Raw genomic sequence first — 19,297 nt, forward strand, 5'->3', positions numbered from 1 at the left:
TTTCCTACTATCAACCAATGTTAAACATTTATTTTATTTATTTAATGTCATGAAAAATAACGCTAAAAAACAATTAATTCTTCAAAAAGATAGTTTATCCTCTATTAAATGCTGGTTTCTATCAAGGTTACTCAATACTGATTCTGAAAAGGGATATGTTTTGGTAATTGCGATCGCACTTTTATTTGGTTTGGCTAGTTTAGTTTTAGTTTATGCCCGAAGTAGCCGTATAGAACAAGTAAGTAATACTGCGGCAGTGGATAGCACTAGTGGTTTCTACGGAGCCGAGGCGGCTTTGAATGAAAGAGCCAATGAAATTACGAAAATTTATCAAAGTAATAGCGTTCCCAGTGGTACAAGTCCAGAAAGTACCATGGCTTGTTTTGATAATAGTATCAGTGATGGTACAGGGGATTATCAATGTAAAACCTATCAATTTTCAGGGGGAGATAGTGAGCGTAGTGGTTATTCTGCTACCACTTATGTTTTAGAGAAAAATGGGGGTGTCGGCAATGTGGGTAATGTTCCGCCCGGGGATAACCATGCTGGATTGAATATGATTGAGTATGGACACTCTATTATTGCTTTAGCCTTTAAAGATAGTGATGTACAACAAAGACAACAACAGGGAAGTGGTCAAGGAAGAGGTGCGATCGCCATTCTGCAAATGGACATCAAAAACCGTCTGATTCCCCTTTTTCAGTTCGCCGCTTTCTATAAAGATGACCTAGAAATTTTCCCGGGGGCGAATATGACTTTGAGCGGGCCTGTTCATACTAACGCCGACTTATATATTGGAGGGCAACTACAAGAAGTAAAAGGAGAAGTAACTACCGCAGGAGAGAATATACACGATCAGAAAAAAGTTGCCACTCCTATTAGCCCCAGTCAATACCAAAGTAAAATTATCGATAGATTTAAGATACCATCTTTAAGAGTAGGAATAGACCCTTTAGGACTACCTGAACCAGATTTTTTAGACTCATCAGGGGAATATTTTACCAAAGCTGATATTAGAATTAAATTTACTCCTACAGGTACAAATCAATCAACATACGGAGAAGATATACCTTTCACTATTGAAGTCATTGAACGAACCCAAGCAAACAACAGTCCTGTATCAGCCCCCGTAGCCGTTTCCCTAACTTCTGCTCAAAGACATAGTTTAAGACAACCTATATTAGTGAGTGAACAATTAGCTTCTATTCCCAGTAGTAGCGAATCTTTTAGTAACAGCACAAGTAACAAATTCTATTCTAAGGCACAAAATCCAGATTTTAGTAGTTGTAAACCAGTGTATGGAGCTAATTTTTCCAATGCTGGAAATAATTTAACACCAGCATTTAAAAGTACTTGGAATGGACTAACATCACAGCAAAAAAAAGATGCGGCACAGTTTGCCCATAATATTTTAGTGAGAAGAGTACAAGAAGAAACAAGTCCTCTCAAATTTAAGGATTTAGACAAAGTTGGCGGCATACCAGGATTAGTATTTACCAACAACATGGCCAATATTCCTCAATCTCTAGCTACTTTCCAAGTCGCAAAATTAAATTCTTTGACTCCCAATGAAATTGCTGCTCTTCCTTATCCTGATGCTAGTGGAAAGATAGTGCAGAGATGTTTTGTACCTGCTCCTCTAACAGACATTGGTAAAGATGCTTCTAATCATAATAAACCCCCATTTCGGTTTTTTAATAATCGGGAGAATAATAACAACGGTAGAGATATGCGGTTGCTACAAATCAACATAAAAAGTCTGACGATATGGAATTATGAAGGAATATATTTAGATGGCTCTCAACTCAAATCTGCTAACCAATTACTATTCAAAACAGCACCTGCTGATAACAAAGCCCCCGCCAATTCATTTCAGGCTTTAGGTATGGCGGCAAGAGACACTTCCGATGATGGTTTAGTCATGTATTTGACTATTGATAGTAACTCTTATACCAATGCAGGAGGAAATACTAGCCCCTACGGTTTCGCTATTGTGGAAGGAAATCAGTTACCCGGTTTAGGTTCAGATAATGCTTTTAATCTTAATGATCCTACAGGGTTAACCATTGCTAGTGACCAAGCAGTCTATCTTCAAGGGGATTATAACACTAGAAATAAACAACCTGCTTCTATTCTCAGCGATTCTTTAAATGTTCTTTCTAATAAATGCTTTGACCCTAACAAAGTTATAAACAAAGAAAATAACATGAACTGTAACGATAGCACTAAAAATAATAATAATAGTTTAGGTAATGCACTTCAAACAGTAATGAATGTGGCGTTTTTAGCGGGTAATGATGAAACTAAAGGTAGTCAATATAATGGAGGTTTAGAAAATTATCCTCGTCTCCATGAGAGTTGGAGCGGTATTCCTTTACGTTATAGAGGTTCTTTTGTTAGTTTGGGAACTCCAAATCATGTCAACGGTAAATGGCCTGGCACTGGGGGCAAGTTTTATAATGCACCCAATAGACAATGGGATTATGATACTGAATTTAATGATGCAAAAAATCTACCGCCTTTAACTCCCCGATTCAGTGCGATGAAACAAGAATCCTTTATCCGTAGCTTTGATCAGTAGTTTTGATCGTTTCCCAATATTTCCTGCCCTCACCCCTAACCCCTCTCCCACGGGGCGAGGGAAGATTTTTTTATCACTATTAATTGATAGAACGACTTTACCTAACTATCTTAAATGTCAAAAGAGGACTCCCGTTGCATTTGACAAGAAAGAAATACACTACAAATCCTTTAGTCCTGACGAAAGGAAGGAACTGGGAGATGAATTTTGACCAACAAAAAAAAATAAAACGAAAATCAATGATTAATTGATTGAGTTTTTTCCTCTTAAATGTTATGATGGTTTCCAGCAGTAATGTGCGTAAGGTATTCGGGGGAGTGACTTCCCTAGCTTCTTTCGTCGGAACAAATATCGCCCCAGAAAATGTAATGGTGACGCGTTTGGTAAGTTAAAGCATTGATAGCAAAGTTAAAAAATTAAACAACTAAAGTTTTAAATCCTTCGGCGGTAGGGCATACCGTAGAAGTAAAGGTAAAATGCTTGTGGATTCGGTCTGACGGGGGCATCATTAGTGATAATGATGCCTAGTTAAGAGGAGTAGAAGCAAGAATCACCTGTTACAATCTTTGATTTAACGGGTGAGTGTCAAATTCAACTATTGTTTTCTAACTCTGATAACTCTAACCATTTTTCTGTTTTACTATCTATTTCCTTGATTATTTGGTTTAATTCTTCTGTTAAAATATTTAATTGCTCATAATCTTTCCCGCCATTTTCATAAATTCTTTTTTCTAAATTGGCTTTTTTTTCTTCTAATTCAGGGATGATTACTGTTTCTAATTTTTCTAATTCTCTTCTTTGAAAGTTAGATATTTTTCTTTTTTTCTGTTCAATATTATTCTGTTTTTTTTCTTTCTTTTCTACTGTTTTAGTTTCTTTTACTTCATTTATTTTTTCTACTTTGTTTTCTTTTTCTTCTCTGGTTTTATATTCTAAGTAAAGAGAGTAATTTCCCGGATATTCTCTAATTATTCCTTCTCCTTCAAAGGCAAAAATTGTGTCCACAGTGCGATCGAGAAAATAGCGATCGTGAGATACAATAATTACACAACCCTTAAAAGATTCGAGATATTCTTCTAATACCCCTAAAGTTTGTACGTCTAAATCGTTGGTGGGTTCATCAAGAATCAAAACGTTGGGATTCCCCATGAGAATTTTAAGCAGAAAAAGACGACGTTTTTCCCCTCCTGATAGTTTTTCTATGGGTGCATATTGCTGATTTGGGGTGAATAAAAATCTTTCTAAAAGTTGAGAAGCACTGATTTGCTTTCCATCTCCTGTTTCAATATAACTAGCAACGTCTTTGATATATTCTATAACTCTCTGTTGATTTTCTGCGGCAGTAATTAGATTTTCTGAGTATTGATCAAAATAGCCGATTTTTATGGTGCTACCGATTTCGATTTTACCTTCATCTGGTTCAATTTGACCCATTATTAAATTCATCAGGGTTGATTTTCCTACCCCATTACCGCCAATAACGCCCACTCTATCATCGGGTTCAAAAAAATAGGTAAAGTCTTTAATGAGAGGATAGCCTTCCCAGAATTTAGAAATATTATGTATTTCAATAACTTTTTTCCCGATGCGACGGGAGGGAGTATCAATTTCTACTTTTCCTTGTTTTGCCTTAAATTCTTTGTTTTGCATTTGCTCAATGCGTTGAATACGGGCTTTTTGTTTTGTGCTACGGGCTTTTGCTCCTCTTTTGAGCCATTCTAATTCTTTTCTGAGGATTCCTTTAAGTTTTTGTTGACTACTTGCTGTAGATTCTTCTGCTAGGGCTTTTTTCTCTAAGTAATAACTATAATTGCCACTATAATTGTACATATCACCGCGATCGATCTCTAAAATACGATTGGTAACTTGGTCTAAAAAGTAGCGATCATGGGTTATTAATAAGATAGCACCTGAAAACTTTTGCAGATAGGTTTGTAACCATTCCACTAATTCTGCATCAAGATGGTTTGTAGGCTCATCCATTAATAATAAATCAGGTTCAGCCATCAGGGCGGCGGCTAAGGCGACTCTTTTACGATAACCCCCCGATAAGCCTCCCATTTTTAATTCAAAATCCTGAATACCCAATTTATCAAGGACAATTTTAGCGTTGGTTTCTAAATCCCAAGCATTTTCTTGGTTAATTTTTTCTGTTACCGTTGCCAATTTTGCCATTAACTCCTGCTGTTTTTCTTCCCTTACACTTGCCAATCGATGAGATAAGTCTTCATATTCAAGTATCAACTGCATTTGTTCGCCACAATAGGCTAAAACCTGCTGTAAAACTGTATTTTCTGGGTCTATTTCTGGTTGTTGAGGTAAATAGATAATTTTTGCCCCAGATTTTACCTGCATTTCTCCCCCATCATTAGCTTCCCATCCAGCCAACATTTTGAGGAGAGTAGATTTTCCACTGCCGTTAACTCCAATTAAGCCAACTTTATCACCTTCTTCGATACTGAAATTTGCGTCTTTTAATATTTCTTTGATTCCAAAGTCTTTTTTGAGAGATTTAACGGTTAATACGGTCATTATTTTTAATAATTCAGTTTAGATAAATTTATTCTTTGATTAACAATACTACTGCATAGGCACAAATAGCTTCTTCTCTACCCACAGGACCCAATTTTTCGTTAGTAGTAGCTTTAATACTAATTTGTTCAGGTGCGATCGCAATTTTATCAGCTAAAGACTTGATCATGGCAGGTAAATGAGGCTTTAACTTTGGACGTTCTGCGACAATAACACTATCAATATTACCAATGCTCCATCCCTTATCTTTAATCAACTTATCGACTTGATACAATAACTCCATGCTATCAGCACCAGCCCATTTTGGATCGGAAGGGGGGAAATAATGTCCAATGTCACCTAAACTTAAAGCCCCTAATAAAGCATCCATAATTGCATGAGTTAAAACATCCGCATCACTATGACCCAATAAACCAAGATGATGATCAATTTCTACACCACCAAGAATCAGTTTTCTACCCTCAACTAACCTGTGTAAATCGTAGCCATTGCCAATTCTAATCATAATTTAAGTATATGCAATTTTTTTACTTAGTTATAGGTAAATAATTATAATGGAAATAATCCTTTCAATAAACCAACCTCATACTGATATTTTTGAGAAGAGAAAAAAGAAAGAAATATTTTAGCTAACCACATTATGTAAAAATATTATATCTATCAAATTTGTCGAGTTACTAATTGATACTATTAATTTTACAATATATAGCAAATAAATGAACAAACCGAAAGCAAAACCTTTTTTAAAATGGGCGGGAGGAAAAACTCAATTATTAGAAATAATTACCTCAAATTTTCCATATAAAAATCAAGATGAATTTATTTATGTTGAACCATTTGTTGGTAGTGGTGCTGTTTTATTTTGGGTTTTAAATAATTATCAAAATATAAAAAAAGCTATTATTAATGATATAAATTTAGATTTAATTAATGCTTATAAAATAATCAAAAAAAATGTAGAAGATTTAATTTTCATTTTAGAAAAATGGCAAAATGAATACTATTCTTTAGAGCATGATCAAGAAGACAAAAAAAAATATTTTTATGAAAAAAGAGATTTATTTAATCAAAGAAAATCCAACCAAATCAAACATACAGCTTTATTTATTTTTCTAAACAAGACTTGTTTTAATGGGTTATATCGTGTTAATAAAAATAATCTATTTAACGTTCCTATAGGTAGTTATAGAAAACCTATTATTTGTGACAAAAACAACCTGCGACTTGTCAGCAATTCCCTTAAAAAAGTTGAAATTATTCACGGTGATTTTGAGAAAACTTTGAGGTATGCCGAGAACAAAAGTTTATTTTATTTAGATCCCCCTTATAAGCCATTAAATAAAACATCAAACTTTAATTCCTATGCTGACCAAAAATTCAATGATACCGAGCAAATAAGACTAAAAAAATTTTGTGACAAATTAGACCAATTAGGTTGTAAATGGATATTAAGTAACTCTGATGTTAGAGAGGCTAATTCCGAAAATATTTTTTTTGATGACCTATATAAAAAATATCAAATTCATCGAGTTCTCGCCAGAAGAAATATCAATTCTAATGGTTTAAAAAGAGGTTTATTAAATGAATTATTAATAACGAATAATCGTAAATAAAGTTAACTCTTAATGGGTATTTTTCCATAGCTATGATAATTTAATAGAAAATAAGAGCTTCAAATTATTATCACAAAAGCATATAGATTAAAATGAAAATTTGATCGTTTACTATATTAAAAATCGCCCGTTGCCTATTAACCAATAATTTACACAACGGGAAGTAAAAGAGCCTTCTTAATTCCTAATTCCTGATACTTTCTTATTCTTTCCCCGCCATAGATAAAATAAGGTCTATCATTCGATTAGAATAACCCCACTCGTTATCATACCAAGAAACTACTTTAAAAAAGTGAGAATTTAATTCAATTCCAGCACCAGCATCAAAAATACTTGAATGGGCATCAGAGATGAAATCAGAAGAAGCAACAGGCTCATCGGTATAACCTAAAACCCCTTTTAATTCGCCCTCAGAAGCCTCTTTCATCCTCAGACAAATTTCTTCATAACTGGTAGGTTTTTCCGTCCTAAAAGTTAAATCTACCACAGATACATTAGGAGTTGGAACACGAAAAGCCATTCCCGTAAGTTTTCCTTTCAGTTGGGGTAACACTAAAGCTACTGCTTTTGCCGCCCCCGTAGAAGCAGGAATAATATTTTGTGCCGCACTACGCCCTCCCCGTAAGTCTTTTTTACTCATACCATCTACAGTCGGTTGAGTGGCAGTCATAGCGTGAACTGTAGTCATTAATCCTTCTGCTAAACCAAAATTATCATCTATAACTTTAGCAATGGGTGCTAAACAATTAGTTGTACAACTGGCATTAGAAACAATATCATCTTTTGTGGGATCATAATTATGATGATTAACTCCTACTAAAAGAGTCGGTATTTGTTCTGGGGTTTTTGTTGGAGCGGAAATAACTACTTTTTTTGCCCCCGCAATTAGGTGTTTTTTTGCTCCTTCATAATCAGTGAATAAACCTGTTGATTCAACAACATATTCTGCTTGGTTATCTTTCCACGGCAATTCTTCAGGATTGCGTATGGAGTAACAAGGAATTAGCTTATCATCAACTAAAATACCTTCTTCTGTGGTTTCTACTTTTCCCTGAAAACGTCCATGAGTAGAATCATATTTAAGTAAATAGGCAATATTTTTAGGCGGTACAAGATCATTTATACCAACAAATTCAATATTAGGGTTAGCTAATCCTGCTCGAAAAACTAATCTTCCAATGCGTCCAAATCCGTTAATGGCTACTTTAACTTTTGACATAGATGACTCCATTAATTATGGGTATTGAGAGTTTTGATGTGTTAAACTCCTTACTTCTAATTGTGTTGATTTTAGAGCAAAGCAAATCTTAATTTTTTGGGAATTTTTTATAATCGAGTATTGGGTTTTTTCCTAGCAACCAACCGAAAACCGCACTTGTTACAAACATTATTAATGAATATATTGCCGCCGGAATTGCCATATTAGGCATATTTAATAAAGTTGTAGCAATGGCAATGGCTAATGTCCCATTTTGAATACCAACTTCCACTGTAATAGATTTACGACTGGATTGATCAAGGTTAGAAATAGTTGCTAGAGTATATCCTAAGATCATAGTTAATATATTAAGAGTCAAAGTTACCCCCCCTACTTGTACAAAGAAGTTACTGACATTTTCTTTCTCTTTAAGCAATAAACCAAAGATAATTATTCCTAAAAAAAACAAGGAAAGCCATTTTACTCCTTTGTCAAAAACTCTTGCTAATTTAGGTGAATAGTAATGTATTAACATACCTAGAGAAATAGGTATAAGGGTGATTACAGCTATTTGAAGAATAGTTTTTCCGACAGGCAGTTGTAGTGTTACTCCTTCTCCCATAAACTTGGTCATGGAAAGATTAATTAGTAAAGGGATAGTAAATATTGTAACTAGGCTAGTTATTGCTGTTAAAGTAATGGATAAAGCAACATTTCCCTTTATTAAGTAAGTAATCATATTAGAAGTTGAACCTCCAGGGCAAGTAGCCAATATCATCACTCCGACGGCTAATTCTGGGGCAAGTTGAAAAGCTAATGCTAAAAAATATCCAATAATTGGTAACATGAATAATTGGGCAATTAAACCAATGATGACTGCTTTTGGTTCAACAAAAACTCGTTTAAAGTCATCTAATGTTAAACTAAGTCCCATGCCCAGCATGATAATAAACAAGGCTAAAGGTAGAAAAATAGCTGTTAAAAAATTTGATTCCATTACTTTAAAAACTAAATAATATTGAAAATTGTGCTTATTTTACTTCATTATTCTAATTTTATTAATGGTTATTTATTGAGATAATATTATGAGATTTATTTATTGCTCTCAAATCACTAATTTCTTGAAAAAGAAAAAATACAAGAGTTGATCAGGGTTAATTAAGATTAATTCCCAAAACTTGCGTATAAGCTCCTCTGGCTTGTGTCACTCCAATAGTTCGTTGTGCCGCTTCAATCATTGGTCTTCTTAAACTAACTACAATAAATTGAGCCTCTTTTGCTTGTTGTTGAATCATTTTAGATAGTTTTTCCACATTCGCACCATCTAAAAACATATCCACTTCATCAAAGGCATAAAAAGGAGAAGGGCGGTATCTTTGCAAAGCGAAAATAAAACTTAATGCCGTCAAAGATTTTTCTCCCCCTGACATAGAACTTAATCTTTGAACGGCTTTTCCTTTAGGGTGAGCCACGAGGGTTAAACCACCATTAAAAGGGTTATTTTCATCCTCTAATTTTAAGTAACCATCTCCATCTGAAAGGGTAGCAAAAATGTTTTTAAAATTTTCATTTACTGCATCAAAGGCTTCTTTAAATGCTCTCAATCTTAAAGTAGTAAAGTTTTCGATTCTTAATAGTAATTCTGTCCTTTCTCCCTCTAAGGTTGTTAGTTTTTCTGATAATTCCTCTAGTCTTTCTTGATTCTTTTCAAACTGTTCCAATGCTAACATATTAACAGGCTCTAAAGCCTCTAATTTTTTCTCTAGTTTACTTATTTCTAGTTTAATTTGTTCCAATTGTTCTTTAAGACTAGCAAAGGTGATTTTTTCTCCATTACCTTCTTTTAAATCAGTATTAACTAAAAAAGGAATTTCAGGTAAAGGATTTGGTAAATTAGCCTCTAACTCTTGAATAAGAGAGTTTAATTCACTGATTTTAGTTTGATACTCTTGATGTTGTAGAACAAATTTTTCTAACTTCCATTGGAGGTTTTTCTGCTCATTTTCAATTTTCTTTAATTCTTGCTCTTGTTTATCTCTTTTTGCTTTCGCTTGTTCTAATTTTTGGGCTAATACTTGAACTTGTTGCTCAAATTGAAATATATTTTGGCTGATTATTTCTGATTCTTGGTTAAGATTCACTATTTCTTCTTTTTGTTTCTGTTGATTATGTAATAAATCATTAATTTTATCCTCGTTAATTTGTAATTCTTTCTCTAATTGACTCTGTTTGTTAACTAAAGTTCTTAGTTTTTCTTTATTTTCACTTAAAAGTAATTGTCTTTCTTCTAACACTGATTCTTGCTCATTAATTAACTGTTGTAATTGTTGCCATTCTTCGTTATCAAAGCTAGATTCTAAATCTTTTAATTGTGCCTGTTTTTCTTCTAATTCTCTTTGCAATTGAGGTAATTTTTCTAGCAGACTATTTAACTCTTGTGTGCCTATTACTAATTGTTGATAGTTATTAGCGTTACTCTCAATAATATTTTCTTTTTCTCTTTCTAAACGGCTAATTTCTCCCTGATTTTGCTCTAACATTAATTGTTGTTTTTGTCGATTTTGTCTTGCTTGATTTAATTCTTCTGATAAGTTCTTGACTTTTTCTCTTTTTTGAGATATTTTGATGGTAAGCTGAGGCTTAATGTTTTCAATTTCAGAAATGCGATCGCGCCATTCCTTAAATTCTTCATTCTCAGAAGCGGAAACCTTACCAAAATGTAAGGATGATTTTTTCGACACACTACCCCCCGTCATCGCGCCACTGATTTCCAATAATTCACCATCAAGGGTGACAATGCGATGTTGCCCAATCAAATTTCTAGCGGTTTCTAAATTTTCAAATACCATAGTATTGCCAAAAACATAAGCAAAAATAGGTTGATAAATAGGCTCAAAATCCACTAAATTAAGGGCTAAATCCACAAATCCCCTTGTTTTCAGTAAATTATTGGGCAAATGAATGCGAGGGGCGTTAATCTTATTTAAAGGTAAAAAAGTTGCCCTTCCTGCCCTTTGTTGTTTTAATAGCTTAATCGCCATTGAAGCGATACTGTCATCCTCTACCACAATAAAACCGAGACGACTTCCTGCGGCAATTTCCAACGCCAATTGATACTGCGACTCTACCTCCCCCAATTGGGCAACCAAACCGCAAACCCCGGGTAAATCAGAGTTAAGGATAATTTTACTAGCATAAGTGCCTTGGGCTTCCTGTTGCGCCTGACGAGTGGCTTCTAGTTTATCTAATTGTCTTTGTTTGTCTCTTTGCTCATTTTCGAGACGGGTTAAGGTTTCCTGATTTAAAAATATTTCCGCTTCAATTTTTGCTAATTTTTCGGCTATATTCTGAATATTAGTCTCTGATAAGGCTATTTGCTGAGTTAAACTATTAATTTCTTCATTTTTAGCGATGATATTATCTTCTAAATGCGCTAATTGTTGGTTTTCCTGTTGAATAGTTGCCTGTAATTGACTACATCTTTCTGTTAATAATGCCTGTTTAGTTAATTGAGGATTTAATACTCCTTGCAAAGCATTTATTTGTTGATTTAATTCTGTTTGTTGGTTAACCCATACTTGGGATTGAGAGGCAATTGCTTGGGCTTTTTTCTTAGTTTCCTCTAAGGTTTGTTTGCTTTCATTTTTACTATTTTCTAACTGAGGAATAAGGTTATTTTCTAAGGATTCAATTTCTTTGTTTAACGCAGAGATTTCCTGTTGATTCTGTTTAATATTTCGTTGATATTCTTCCTGTTTAATGGTTGCTTCTTTTTGAAGGTTAACTAACTCCTGTTTCCGTTTGACTAGATTTTCTTGTTTCAGTTTCTCCGTAGCTAGTTGGGAAGCAATGCTGATTTGTTCATCTTCACCTAATGCTTTAACTTGCTGATTAAGGGTGACTAATTCTCCTTGAGTTATATCAATTTTTTCTTGAATTTTGACCAAATTTGCTTGAGTTTTTGTTTGTTGAATATCTATCTCATTTAATTGCTTTTGATAGTCTTCTTTTTCTTGTAATAAGCAACGCCAGTTAATCACTATTTCCCATTGTTTTTTCTCCTGTATTTGAGCTTTAATTTTCTGATACTTTGCCGCTTTTTCGGAATCCTGTTTTAATCTGGCACTATTTTGGATTAATTCTTCTTGGATGATATGACATTTTTCCTCTCTCTCTCTCACCGCCTCTAAAGTGGTTTTGGTTTGCTCAATTTTGCGATCGAACTCCGCAACACCCGCTAATTCATCAATAATTTCTCGTCTTTCTTTACCATTCATGGTAATGATACGGGTAACATCTCCCTGTAAAACCACGTTATAACCTTCGGGATAAATGCGAAGGCGACTTAACTGCTCATGTAATTCTGTAGCTGTACAAGGCACATCATTAATATAGAAGGTAGAAGCATAGCTTCCCCCTTTAGTGACTCTTAGGCGACGGGTAATTTTTAATTCTGTTTGACTGTCAAGGTTAAATTTTGTCTCTGATTCTTCCTCACTATTACTATTATCATTATCTGCTAATAAAGGATTATTTAAACTGCTTAAATCTTCTAAATCAAACACCACAGAAACCACAGTTTCAATACTCTTACTATTGCTTTTTTGACTATTATTAATTAAATCTGGCAGTCTTTCCGCCCTCATTCCTTTTGAACTAGCCAAACCTAAACAGAATAATAAAGCATCTAAAATATTTGATTTTCCTGAACCGTTAGGACCTGAAATAACTGTAAATCCAGTTAAAAAAGGAACTATATTACTACCACCAAAAGACTTGAATCTTGACAATTCAACTTGTTTAATATGCACCATATAGCAATTCGATTCGGAATATAGAAATTGAGACGAGGAAAACTTAACTTCGATTTATGGTTAGCAATTTACTACTAACATCAAAATTTTCAAAGATGTATAAATATATCATAAATAGCGGTTGATGAAAAAGTTTTGTCTAGGTATCAGGTGTCAGACAGGTAGTAGGGGTTGAATATATTCAACCCTTACGGTGATGAGGGGGGAGAGAGAAACAAGTAATTAGTTAGGAGTTAGTTAGGGGCGAATGGCTATTCGCTCATACAGGAGTTAAGAGTTTTTAATTCTTAATTCTTAATTCTTAATTTTTAATTATCAACTATTAACTATTAACTATTAACTATTAACTATTCACTATTCACTAATTGCCCTTTATTAATACAATTCGTACTTTAATAAGGTGCAATCTATGCCACCATTATTAATGGCAATACGACGGGAAGTCCTCAAACCAACTTTTTTAGTTAATAATTTATTACCTGTTAAGATATAAGCTGTCCAACCTTTAAAACGTTGCTTTAAAATATCTCCTAAAAGTTTATATAAAGGAAATAAAGCTTCAGTATCTTCAAGACGTTTACCGTAGGGGGGATTACAAATCAAAATTCCAGACTCGGCAGGAGGAGTAGCATCCACTAAGTGACGTTGGAAAAATTCGACATGATTAGCAATTTGGCAGGTTTTAGCGTTATGTTGAGCCTGTTTAATGATACTACTATCAATGTCTGTGCCGACAATGGGGGGTAAATCTATTTTTTGACTTTTTCTTGCTTCATCAATCAAATTTTGCCATAAATTATGATCATAGTCTTGCCAATTTTCAAAGCAAAATTGATGACGATATAATCCCGGTGCAATATTTAAACCCATTAATGCCCCTTCAATTAGGATAGTACCTGAACCACAAAAAGGATCATATAATGGTATGCTTGAATCCCATTCTGCTATGTATAGTAACGCCGCCGCTAGAGTTTCTTTTAGAGGTGCTAATCCCACTGCAGGGCGATAACCTCGTCGATGCAGACTTTCTCCTGTGCTATCTAAGCTAAGGATACATTCGTCATGGTGAATATGGGCGTTAATGACTATATCAGGGGAATTAGTATCAATGTTCGATCTCACTTTATGATATTTTTGTTGTTGTTCAACGATGGCATTTTTGATTTGAATAGCAGTAAAATGGCTATGATTTAGTTGATCATTTTTACCTGTACAACGAATAGCTAAAGTTTGTTGAGGTTGTAAAAATTCTGACCAATCGATTTTTTGTACATTGCGGAATAACTGTTGTGGAGTTTGACTTTTTATTGTAGCGATAGGTTTCAAAACACGAAAAATAGTTCGTCCCCAAAGATTTACTCGGTATAATAATTCTTTATCTCCCTGAAAATGTACTCCTGTAAAGTCGGTTTTAACTTCCTTCGCCCCCAATGTGGTTAATTCTTGGGCGGTAATTTCTTCCAACCCTCTGGAAGTAGTGGCAAAATAAGATGTAGTCACTATGATAAATACTAATTGATATATTCCTATTATTTTATAAAAAAATGAAGGTCTGGCAAAATTTTTGGTGGCAAAGATTAATTATAATTGTCTCGATCGCAGCTTGTTGTATATTATTAATGGTGAGAATTTCAGGACTGGAATTATTAGGAGTTACCCCCAATTGGCTTTTAATCTGGCTTGTTACATGGAGTGTCAGACGTAATATTTGGCAAAGTGCGATCGCATCTATCTGTTTAGGGTTAATATGGGATAGCTTAACGGGAGTATTTCCTTCTCATGTTTTAGGTTTATTGGTAGTGGGAATATTTACCAGCAATGTTTATAGTAAAGAATATATTAAAGAAGACTTGATTTCGATTATGTTGATAGTCTTTGGCATGGCAATTATCAACGAAACCATTACCGCCCTTCAATATAGCATACAAACTCAAGTACCTTTAACCGATATATGGTTAAACTACCAGAAAAACTCTCTTACTTCCGCTATTATAAGCAGTTTATGGACTCCTTTAGTTTATTACCCCTTAAATTATCTCGTTAATAAGTAGATGGAAGATTGGGGAAATAGGGAGATAAGGTATCAGGTGTCAGGTGGTAGGGGTTGAATATATTCAACCCTTACGGTTTTAGGAAAACTTCTTTTTTATATTAACTCCGAACTCAAATTATTGCCTCTTGCCCTTTGCCCCTTACTCTATTCTTTCGTTATGCCTTGAAAACTTTTGATCCGTTGTCTCTATTTTGCTATAATTAGCATTCTAAAAGTTAGAGATACCAATAAATTCTAAGATGATTAATAATTCTAAATTAGCTCAAGCCTTCGCCTCAAAAAAAGCTCTAAAAGTGATTAGCGGTTTAAATAACTTCGATGTTGAAAATGTAACTGCTGTATGTAAATCTGCTGAGTTAGGTGGTGCAACCTTTGTCGATATTGCGGCGGATATGGATTTAATCAAAACTGTACGTCAGTTAATCAGTCTTCCTATCTGTGTTTCTGCCGTTTCTGCTGAAATTTTAGCCCAAGCAGTAGATAATGGAGCGGATTTGGTGGAAATCGGTAACTTTGATAGTTTTTATGCTCAAGGTATTACTTTTTCCGCAGAAGATGTTTTAAACTTAACCCGTGAAACCCGTAAATTATTACCTGAAACAACCCTTTCTGTTACTGTACCTCATATTTTAGCCCTTGATGAACAAGTTGAGTTAGCACAGGCTTTAGTTGCTTCCGGTGCAGATATTATTCAAACAGAAGGTGGCACAAGCTCCAACCCCAATCATAGCGGTATTTTAGGATTAATTGAAAAAGCATCTCCTACCCTCGCCGCCGCTTATGCCCTATCCCGTGCGGTTGAAGTACCTGTTATGTGTGCTTCAGGTTTATCTGATGTTACTGCTCCTATGGCGATCGCATCTGGTGCTTCTGGTATTGGTGTTGGCTCTGCTATCAATAAATTAAATGACCAAGTTGCCATGATTGCTGTAGTACGCAGTTTAGTTGAGGCTTTAAATACTGCTTCTGTAAAAGTATCTATGTAACCCAAGTTATAAGTTCGGAGTTGGAAATTGAGAGTTAAAATTAACAGATTTTGACAAAGAAAAGAAATAATGGGCAATAAAAAAACTTTAATTCAGATTATAACCATTTATATCTTATTAATAATAATTGCCCTAGCAATGTTATTTCCGTTATTTTGGTTGTTAAGTACCTCTTTTAAGTCTGCAGGAGAAGATATTTTTGCATTTCCTCCTCAATTTATTCCGCAACAATTTACCCTTGAAAATTTTGTTTTAGTTTGGCAAAATTACCCCTTTGGTAAGTATTTATTAAATAGTAGTATTAGTGCGGTTTTAACTGTTAGTTTAAACTTATTATTTTGTGCTTTAGCCGCTTATCCTTTAGCCAGATTAGAATTTAAAGGTAGAGATTTTATTTTTGTCTTAATCGTGGCAACTATCATGATTCCTTTTCAAATCGTGATGATTCCCCTATATATTTTTGCTGTTAATCTAGGTCTAAAAAATAACTATTTAGGTTTGATTTTGCCACAAATTACCTCGGCTTTCGGTATATTTTTACTAAGACAAGCATTTCAGGGAGTACCAAAAGAGTTAGAAGAAGCAGGAAGAATGGACGGTTGTAGTGAATTGGGTATTTGGTGGCATATTATGTTACCTGCGATTCGCCCTGCAATTATTACCCTTGCTATCTTTGTTTTTATTGGTTCTTGGAGTGATTTTCTCTGGCCTCTTATTATCCTCGATCGCCCCGACTACTATACTTTACCATTAGGAGTTGCATCTTTAGCTAGTTCTTTGGACTTAAATTGGCGTTTTATTGCCGCAGGTTCGATTATTTCCTTAGTTCCAGTTTTAGTTTTATTTATTACTTTACAACATTATATTATTCCTAGTGATGCCAATACGGGAGTGAAGGGATAAAGAGTAATTAGGAGTTATATTAGTTCAGATTGCGGAGTTAAAGTTAATAGATTTCTTGCAGAAATCAGGTAACAGGCAACGATAAAAAATGTCTCTATTACTTTGAGTATGTAAATTATTGGTTAGGAAAAGGTTGCAGGTGGCAGGTTTGACAGTTAAATAAAAAATAGAAAAAAAGACAGTTAATTAATAGTAAATAGCTCATAATGAATAGATTTCAATTAAGAATAAAGAAAAAGTAGTGACACACTAGATAAAAAAAGAAGAATGAAAATAGTTAACTCCTAATTTTAATGCCTGATACCTGAAACCAGAAACCTACCTAACATTATTGATATTATTACGTCGAATTGAGGTTTTTTTATGCGTGCAGATAACATACAATTACCATTAATACCCATTATTAATGAATTAATTATTAATAACCCGAATACTATCTCTTTAGGGCAAGGAGTTGTATTTTATCCCCCTCCAGATGAGACTTTCAAAGAGATTGATAAATTTGCCGGTAATCCTCAAAATAATTTATATCAATCTATCAATGGTATCAATAAATTATTAGAAGAAATAGAAACTAAATTAGCTCAAGATAATCAGATTAACTATAGTCAAAATAGGTCATCTATTTTCGTAACTGCAGGGTCAAATATGGCGTTTATGAATGCAGTTTTAGCTATCACTAATCCAGAAGATGAAATAATTATTTTAGCCCCTTATTATTTTAATCATGAAATGGCGATTAGATTGGCTAATTGTAAACCCATAATTGTCGATACAAATAATCAATATCAACCAGATATAGATCAAATTATTAATGCCATAACACCAAAAACAAAAGCAATTGTAACCATTTCTCCTAATAATCCCACAGGGGTTGTTTACTCAAAAAAAGACTTATTAGCTATTAATATAATATGTAAGGAAAAAGGAATTTATCATATCAGTGATGAGGCTTATGAGTATTTTACTTACAATGGAATTAAACATTATTCTCCCGCCTCTTTTGTAGATAGTGATAATCACACAATTTCTTTATTCAGTTTATCGAAAGCCTATGGTTTTGCTAGTTGGAGAATTGGCTATATGGTGATTCCAAAACATTTAGAAATGGCTGTTAAAAAAATTCAAGATACCATTCTAATTTGTCCTCCTGTCATTTCCCAATATGGTGCTTATGGTGCTTTAAAAATTGGCAAAAATTATTGTCAAAAATACTTACTAGAAATAAATAAAGTTAGAGAAAAAATGCTTGATTCTTTAGCAAAAATTTCTAATATTTGTGAAGTGAGTAAATCTGATGGGGCATTTTATTTGTTTTTAAAAATTAAGAGCGATATGAATTCTTTTGAATTAACAAAAAAACTCATTGAAAATTATCGAGTGGCGGTAATTCCCGGAACAACTTTTGGTGTAGAAAATAAGTGTTGTTTAAGGGTTGCCTATGGAGCGTTAAATTATGATACTGCATCTATAGGTATTAATAGATTGGTGGAAGGTTTATCACAACTTATCGAGGTTTAAAGCGGGGGAGAAAGCAAAGTTAAAAGGGCAATGGGCAATAATTTGAGTTCGGAGTTAAGATAAAAAAGAAATTTCCCTCTTTTTATCCCCTCTCTCAAAGCAGGGCTGTTTCAAAGTAAAAAATTAGGTTAACTGAGATTAAGTAAGAGTAAGAGATATAAGGATTTTTTTCTATTAGTTAAAACTTTATGAACAAAAATCCCCCCATCTCCCTCTCCCCCTATCTCCCAATCCCCTAACACTCTAACTCAATACTTACTCTGTCATGCCCATAATTTCATAACCTGCATCCACATAAATAATTTGTCCTGTAATACCACTAGCTAGGTCACTACATAAAAAAGCGGCGGTATTCCCTACTTCAGTTTGAGTAACAGTGCGTCTGAGGGGTGCAACTTTTTCCACGTGGTGAATCATATCAAGAATTCCTCCTACTGCAGAAGAGGCAAGAGTGCGAATGGGGCCTGCAGAAATCGCATTTACTCGCACATTCATAGGGCCTAATTCGGAGGCTAAATAACGAACACTCATTTCTAAGGCGGATTTAGCAACACCCATGACATTATAGTTAGGGATAACTTTTACACCCCCAAGATAGCTAAGGGTTAAGATACTACTACCTTCACGAAATAAGGGTTTCGCTGATTGCACTAAACGGGTTAGTGAATAGGCGCTGACATCTAAGGCTGTTTGAAAACCATTACGAGAAGTATTACTAAATTCTCCCGATAGGTCTTCTTTCTGCGCAAAGGCTAGGCAATGAATTAAAATGTCTATATGACCCCATTGGTCTTTGATTTGATCGAAGGTAGAATCTATTTGAGCATCATCTTGCACATTGCAAGGAAGAAAAACACTGGGGTTTAAAGGTTCTACTAAATCTCCAACTTTTTTCTCGAAACGTCCTTTTTCATCGGGTAAATAGGTAACACCAATATTTGCACCGGCTTTATGTAGTTGTTGAGCAATACCCCAAGCAATAGATTTATTGTTAGCAATACCTGTTACTAAGGCGTTTTTTCCTGTCAAATCTAACATATTCTTGATTTTGAATCTAATTTTCTGTAATTTAAGGACAATTATTCGCTAAACTGAT

The 19,297-nt window shown here is 34.1% G+C and carries 13 protein-coding genes; 6 read left to right on the forward strand and 7 right to left on the reverse strand.

Features of this window, described 5'->3' with window-relative positions:
• Window positions 1–49 precede the first annotated feature (49 nt).
• On the forward strand, window positions 50–2,581 hold the full coding sequence (locus CYAN10605_RS00430) for a hypothetical protein (protein WP_015217975.1): 2,532 nt from the start codon (window positions 50–52) through the stop codon (window positions 2,579–2,581).
• A 591-nt stretch (window positions 2,582–3,172) separates the two neighbouring features.
• Here CYAN10605_RS00430 and CYAN10605_RS00435 read toward each other — a convergent pair.
• Together CYAN10605_RS00435 and ispF are read right to left on the reverse strand one after the other, a co-directional pair.
• The gene (locus tag CYAN10605_RS00435) at window positions 3,173–5,113 is read right to left on the reverse strand and encodes an ABC-F family ATP-binding cassette domain-containing protein (protein WP_015217977.1); all 1,941 of its coding nucleotides are present in this window, start codon (window positions 5,111–5,113) and stop codon (window positions 3,173–3,175) included.
• 28 nt (window positions 5,114–5,141) lie between these two features.
• Window positions 5,142–5,621 (reverse strand): 2-C-methyl-D-erythritol 2,4-cyclodiphosphate synthase, encoded by a 480-nt coding sequence (gene ispF, locus CYAN10605_RS00440; protein ID WP_277422495.1) that lies wholly within the window; start codon window positions 5,619–5,621, stop codon window positions 5,142–5,144.
• A gap of 208 nt (window positions 5,622–5,829) precedes the next feature.
• Between ispF and CYAN10605_RS00445 the strand changes: the two genes are divergently transcribed.
• Complete coding sequence (locus CYAN10605_RS00445; protein WP_015217979.1) at window positions 5,830–6,726, forward strand: DNA adenine methylase; 897 nt, start codon at window positions 5,830–5,832, stop codon at window positions 6,724–6,726.
• A 202-nt stretch (window positions 6,727–6,928) separates the two neighbouring features.
• Here CYAN10605_RS00445 and gap read toward each other — a convergent pair whose 3' ends face one another.
• From gap to CYAN10605_RS00465, 4 genes are all read right to left on the reverse strand, one after another.
• Window positions 6,929–7,945: a type I glyceraldehyde-3-phosphate dehydrogenase gene (gene gap / locus CYAN10605_RS00450; RefSeq protein ID WP_041922386.1), complete on the reverse strand. Its 1,017-nt coding sequence runs from the start codon at window positions 7,943–7,945 to the stop codon at window positions 6,929–6,931.
• A gap of 88 nt (window positions 7,946–8,033) precedes the next feature.
• Window positions 8,034–8,921: a bile acid:sodium symporter family protein gene (locus CYAN10605_RS00455; protein WP_015217981.1), complete on the reverse strand. Its 888-nt coding sequence runs from the start codon at window positions 8,919–8,921 to the stop codon at window positions 8,034–8,036.
• Window positions 8,922–9,078: 157 nt separating this feature from the next.
• Window positions 9,079–12,738, reverse strand: coding sequence for a chromosome segregation protein SMC (smc, locus tag CYAN10605_RS00460; protein ID WP_015217982.1), 3,660 nt, complete (start codon window positions 12,736–12,738; stop codon window positions 9,079–9,081).
• 375 nt (window positions 12,739–13,113) lie between these two features.
• Complete coding sequence (locus CYAN10605_RS00465; RefSeq protein WP_015217983.1) at window positions 13,114–14,238, reverse strand: THUMP domain-containing class I SAM-dependent RNA methyltransferase; 1,125 nt, start codon at window positions 14,236–14,238, stop codon at window positions 13,114–13,116.
• Window positions 14,239–14,282: 44 nt separating this feature from the next.
• On the opposite strand from CYAN10605_RS00465, the gene mreD reads away from it, so the two are divergent.
• The 4 genes from mreD to CYAN10605_RS00485 all read left to right on the forward strand — a co-directional run bounded on the left by mreD (window position 14,283) and on the right by CYAN10605_RS00485 (window position 18,201).
• Window positions 14,283–14,789: a rod shape-determining protein MreD gene (mreD, locus tag CYAN10605_RS00470; RefSeq protein WP_015217984.1), complete on the forward strand. Its 507-nt coding sequence runs from the start codon at window positions 14,283–14,285 to the stop codon at window positions 14,787–14,789.
• 241 nt (window positions 14,790–15,030) lie between these two features.
• Window positions 15,031–15,777 carry a DUF561 domain-containing protein gene (locus CYAN10605_RS00475; RefSeq protein WP_015217985.1) on the forward strand — a complete coding sequence of 249 codons (747 nt, stop codon included), beginning with the start codon at window positions 15,031–15,033 and terminating at the stop codon, window positions 15,775–15,777.
• Between the two features lie 69 nt (window positions 15,778–15,846).
• Complete coding sequence (locus CYAN10605_RS00480) at window positions 15,847–16,680, forward strand: carbohydrate ABC transporter permease (RefSeq protein WP_015217986.1); 834 nt, start codon at window positions 15,847–15,849, stop codon at window positions 16,678–16,680.
• A 363-nt stretch (window positions 16,681–17,043) separates the two neighbouring features.
• Window positions 17,044–18,201, forward strand: coding sequence for a pyridoxal phosphate-dependent aminotransferase (locus CYAN10605_RS00485; RefSeq protein WP_015217987.1), 1,158 nt, complete (start codon window positions 17,044–17,046; stop codon window positions 18,199–18,201).
• Between the two features lie 255 nt (window positions 18,202–18,456).
• Here the strand turns inward: CYAN10605_RS00485 and fabI are convergent, their stop codons facing one another.
• Window positions 18,457–19,239, reverse strand: coding sequence for an enoyl-ACP reductase FabI (gene fabI / locus CYAN10605_RS00490; RefSeq protein WP_015217988.1), 783 nt, complete (start codon window positions 19,237–19,239; stop codon window positions 18,457–18,459).
• Window positions 19,240–19,297: the final 58 nt, after the last annotated feature.

The organism is Cyanobacterium aponinum PCC 10605, from assembly GCF_000317675.1.
In the GTDB taxonomy this organism is placed as follows: domain Bacteria; phylum Cyanobacteriota; class Cyanobacteriia; order Cyanobacteriales; family Cyanobacteriaceae; genus PCC-10605.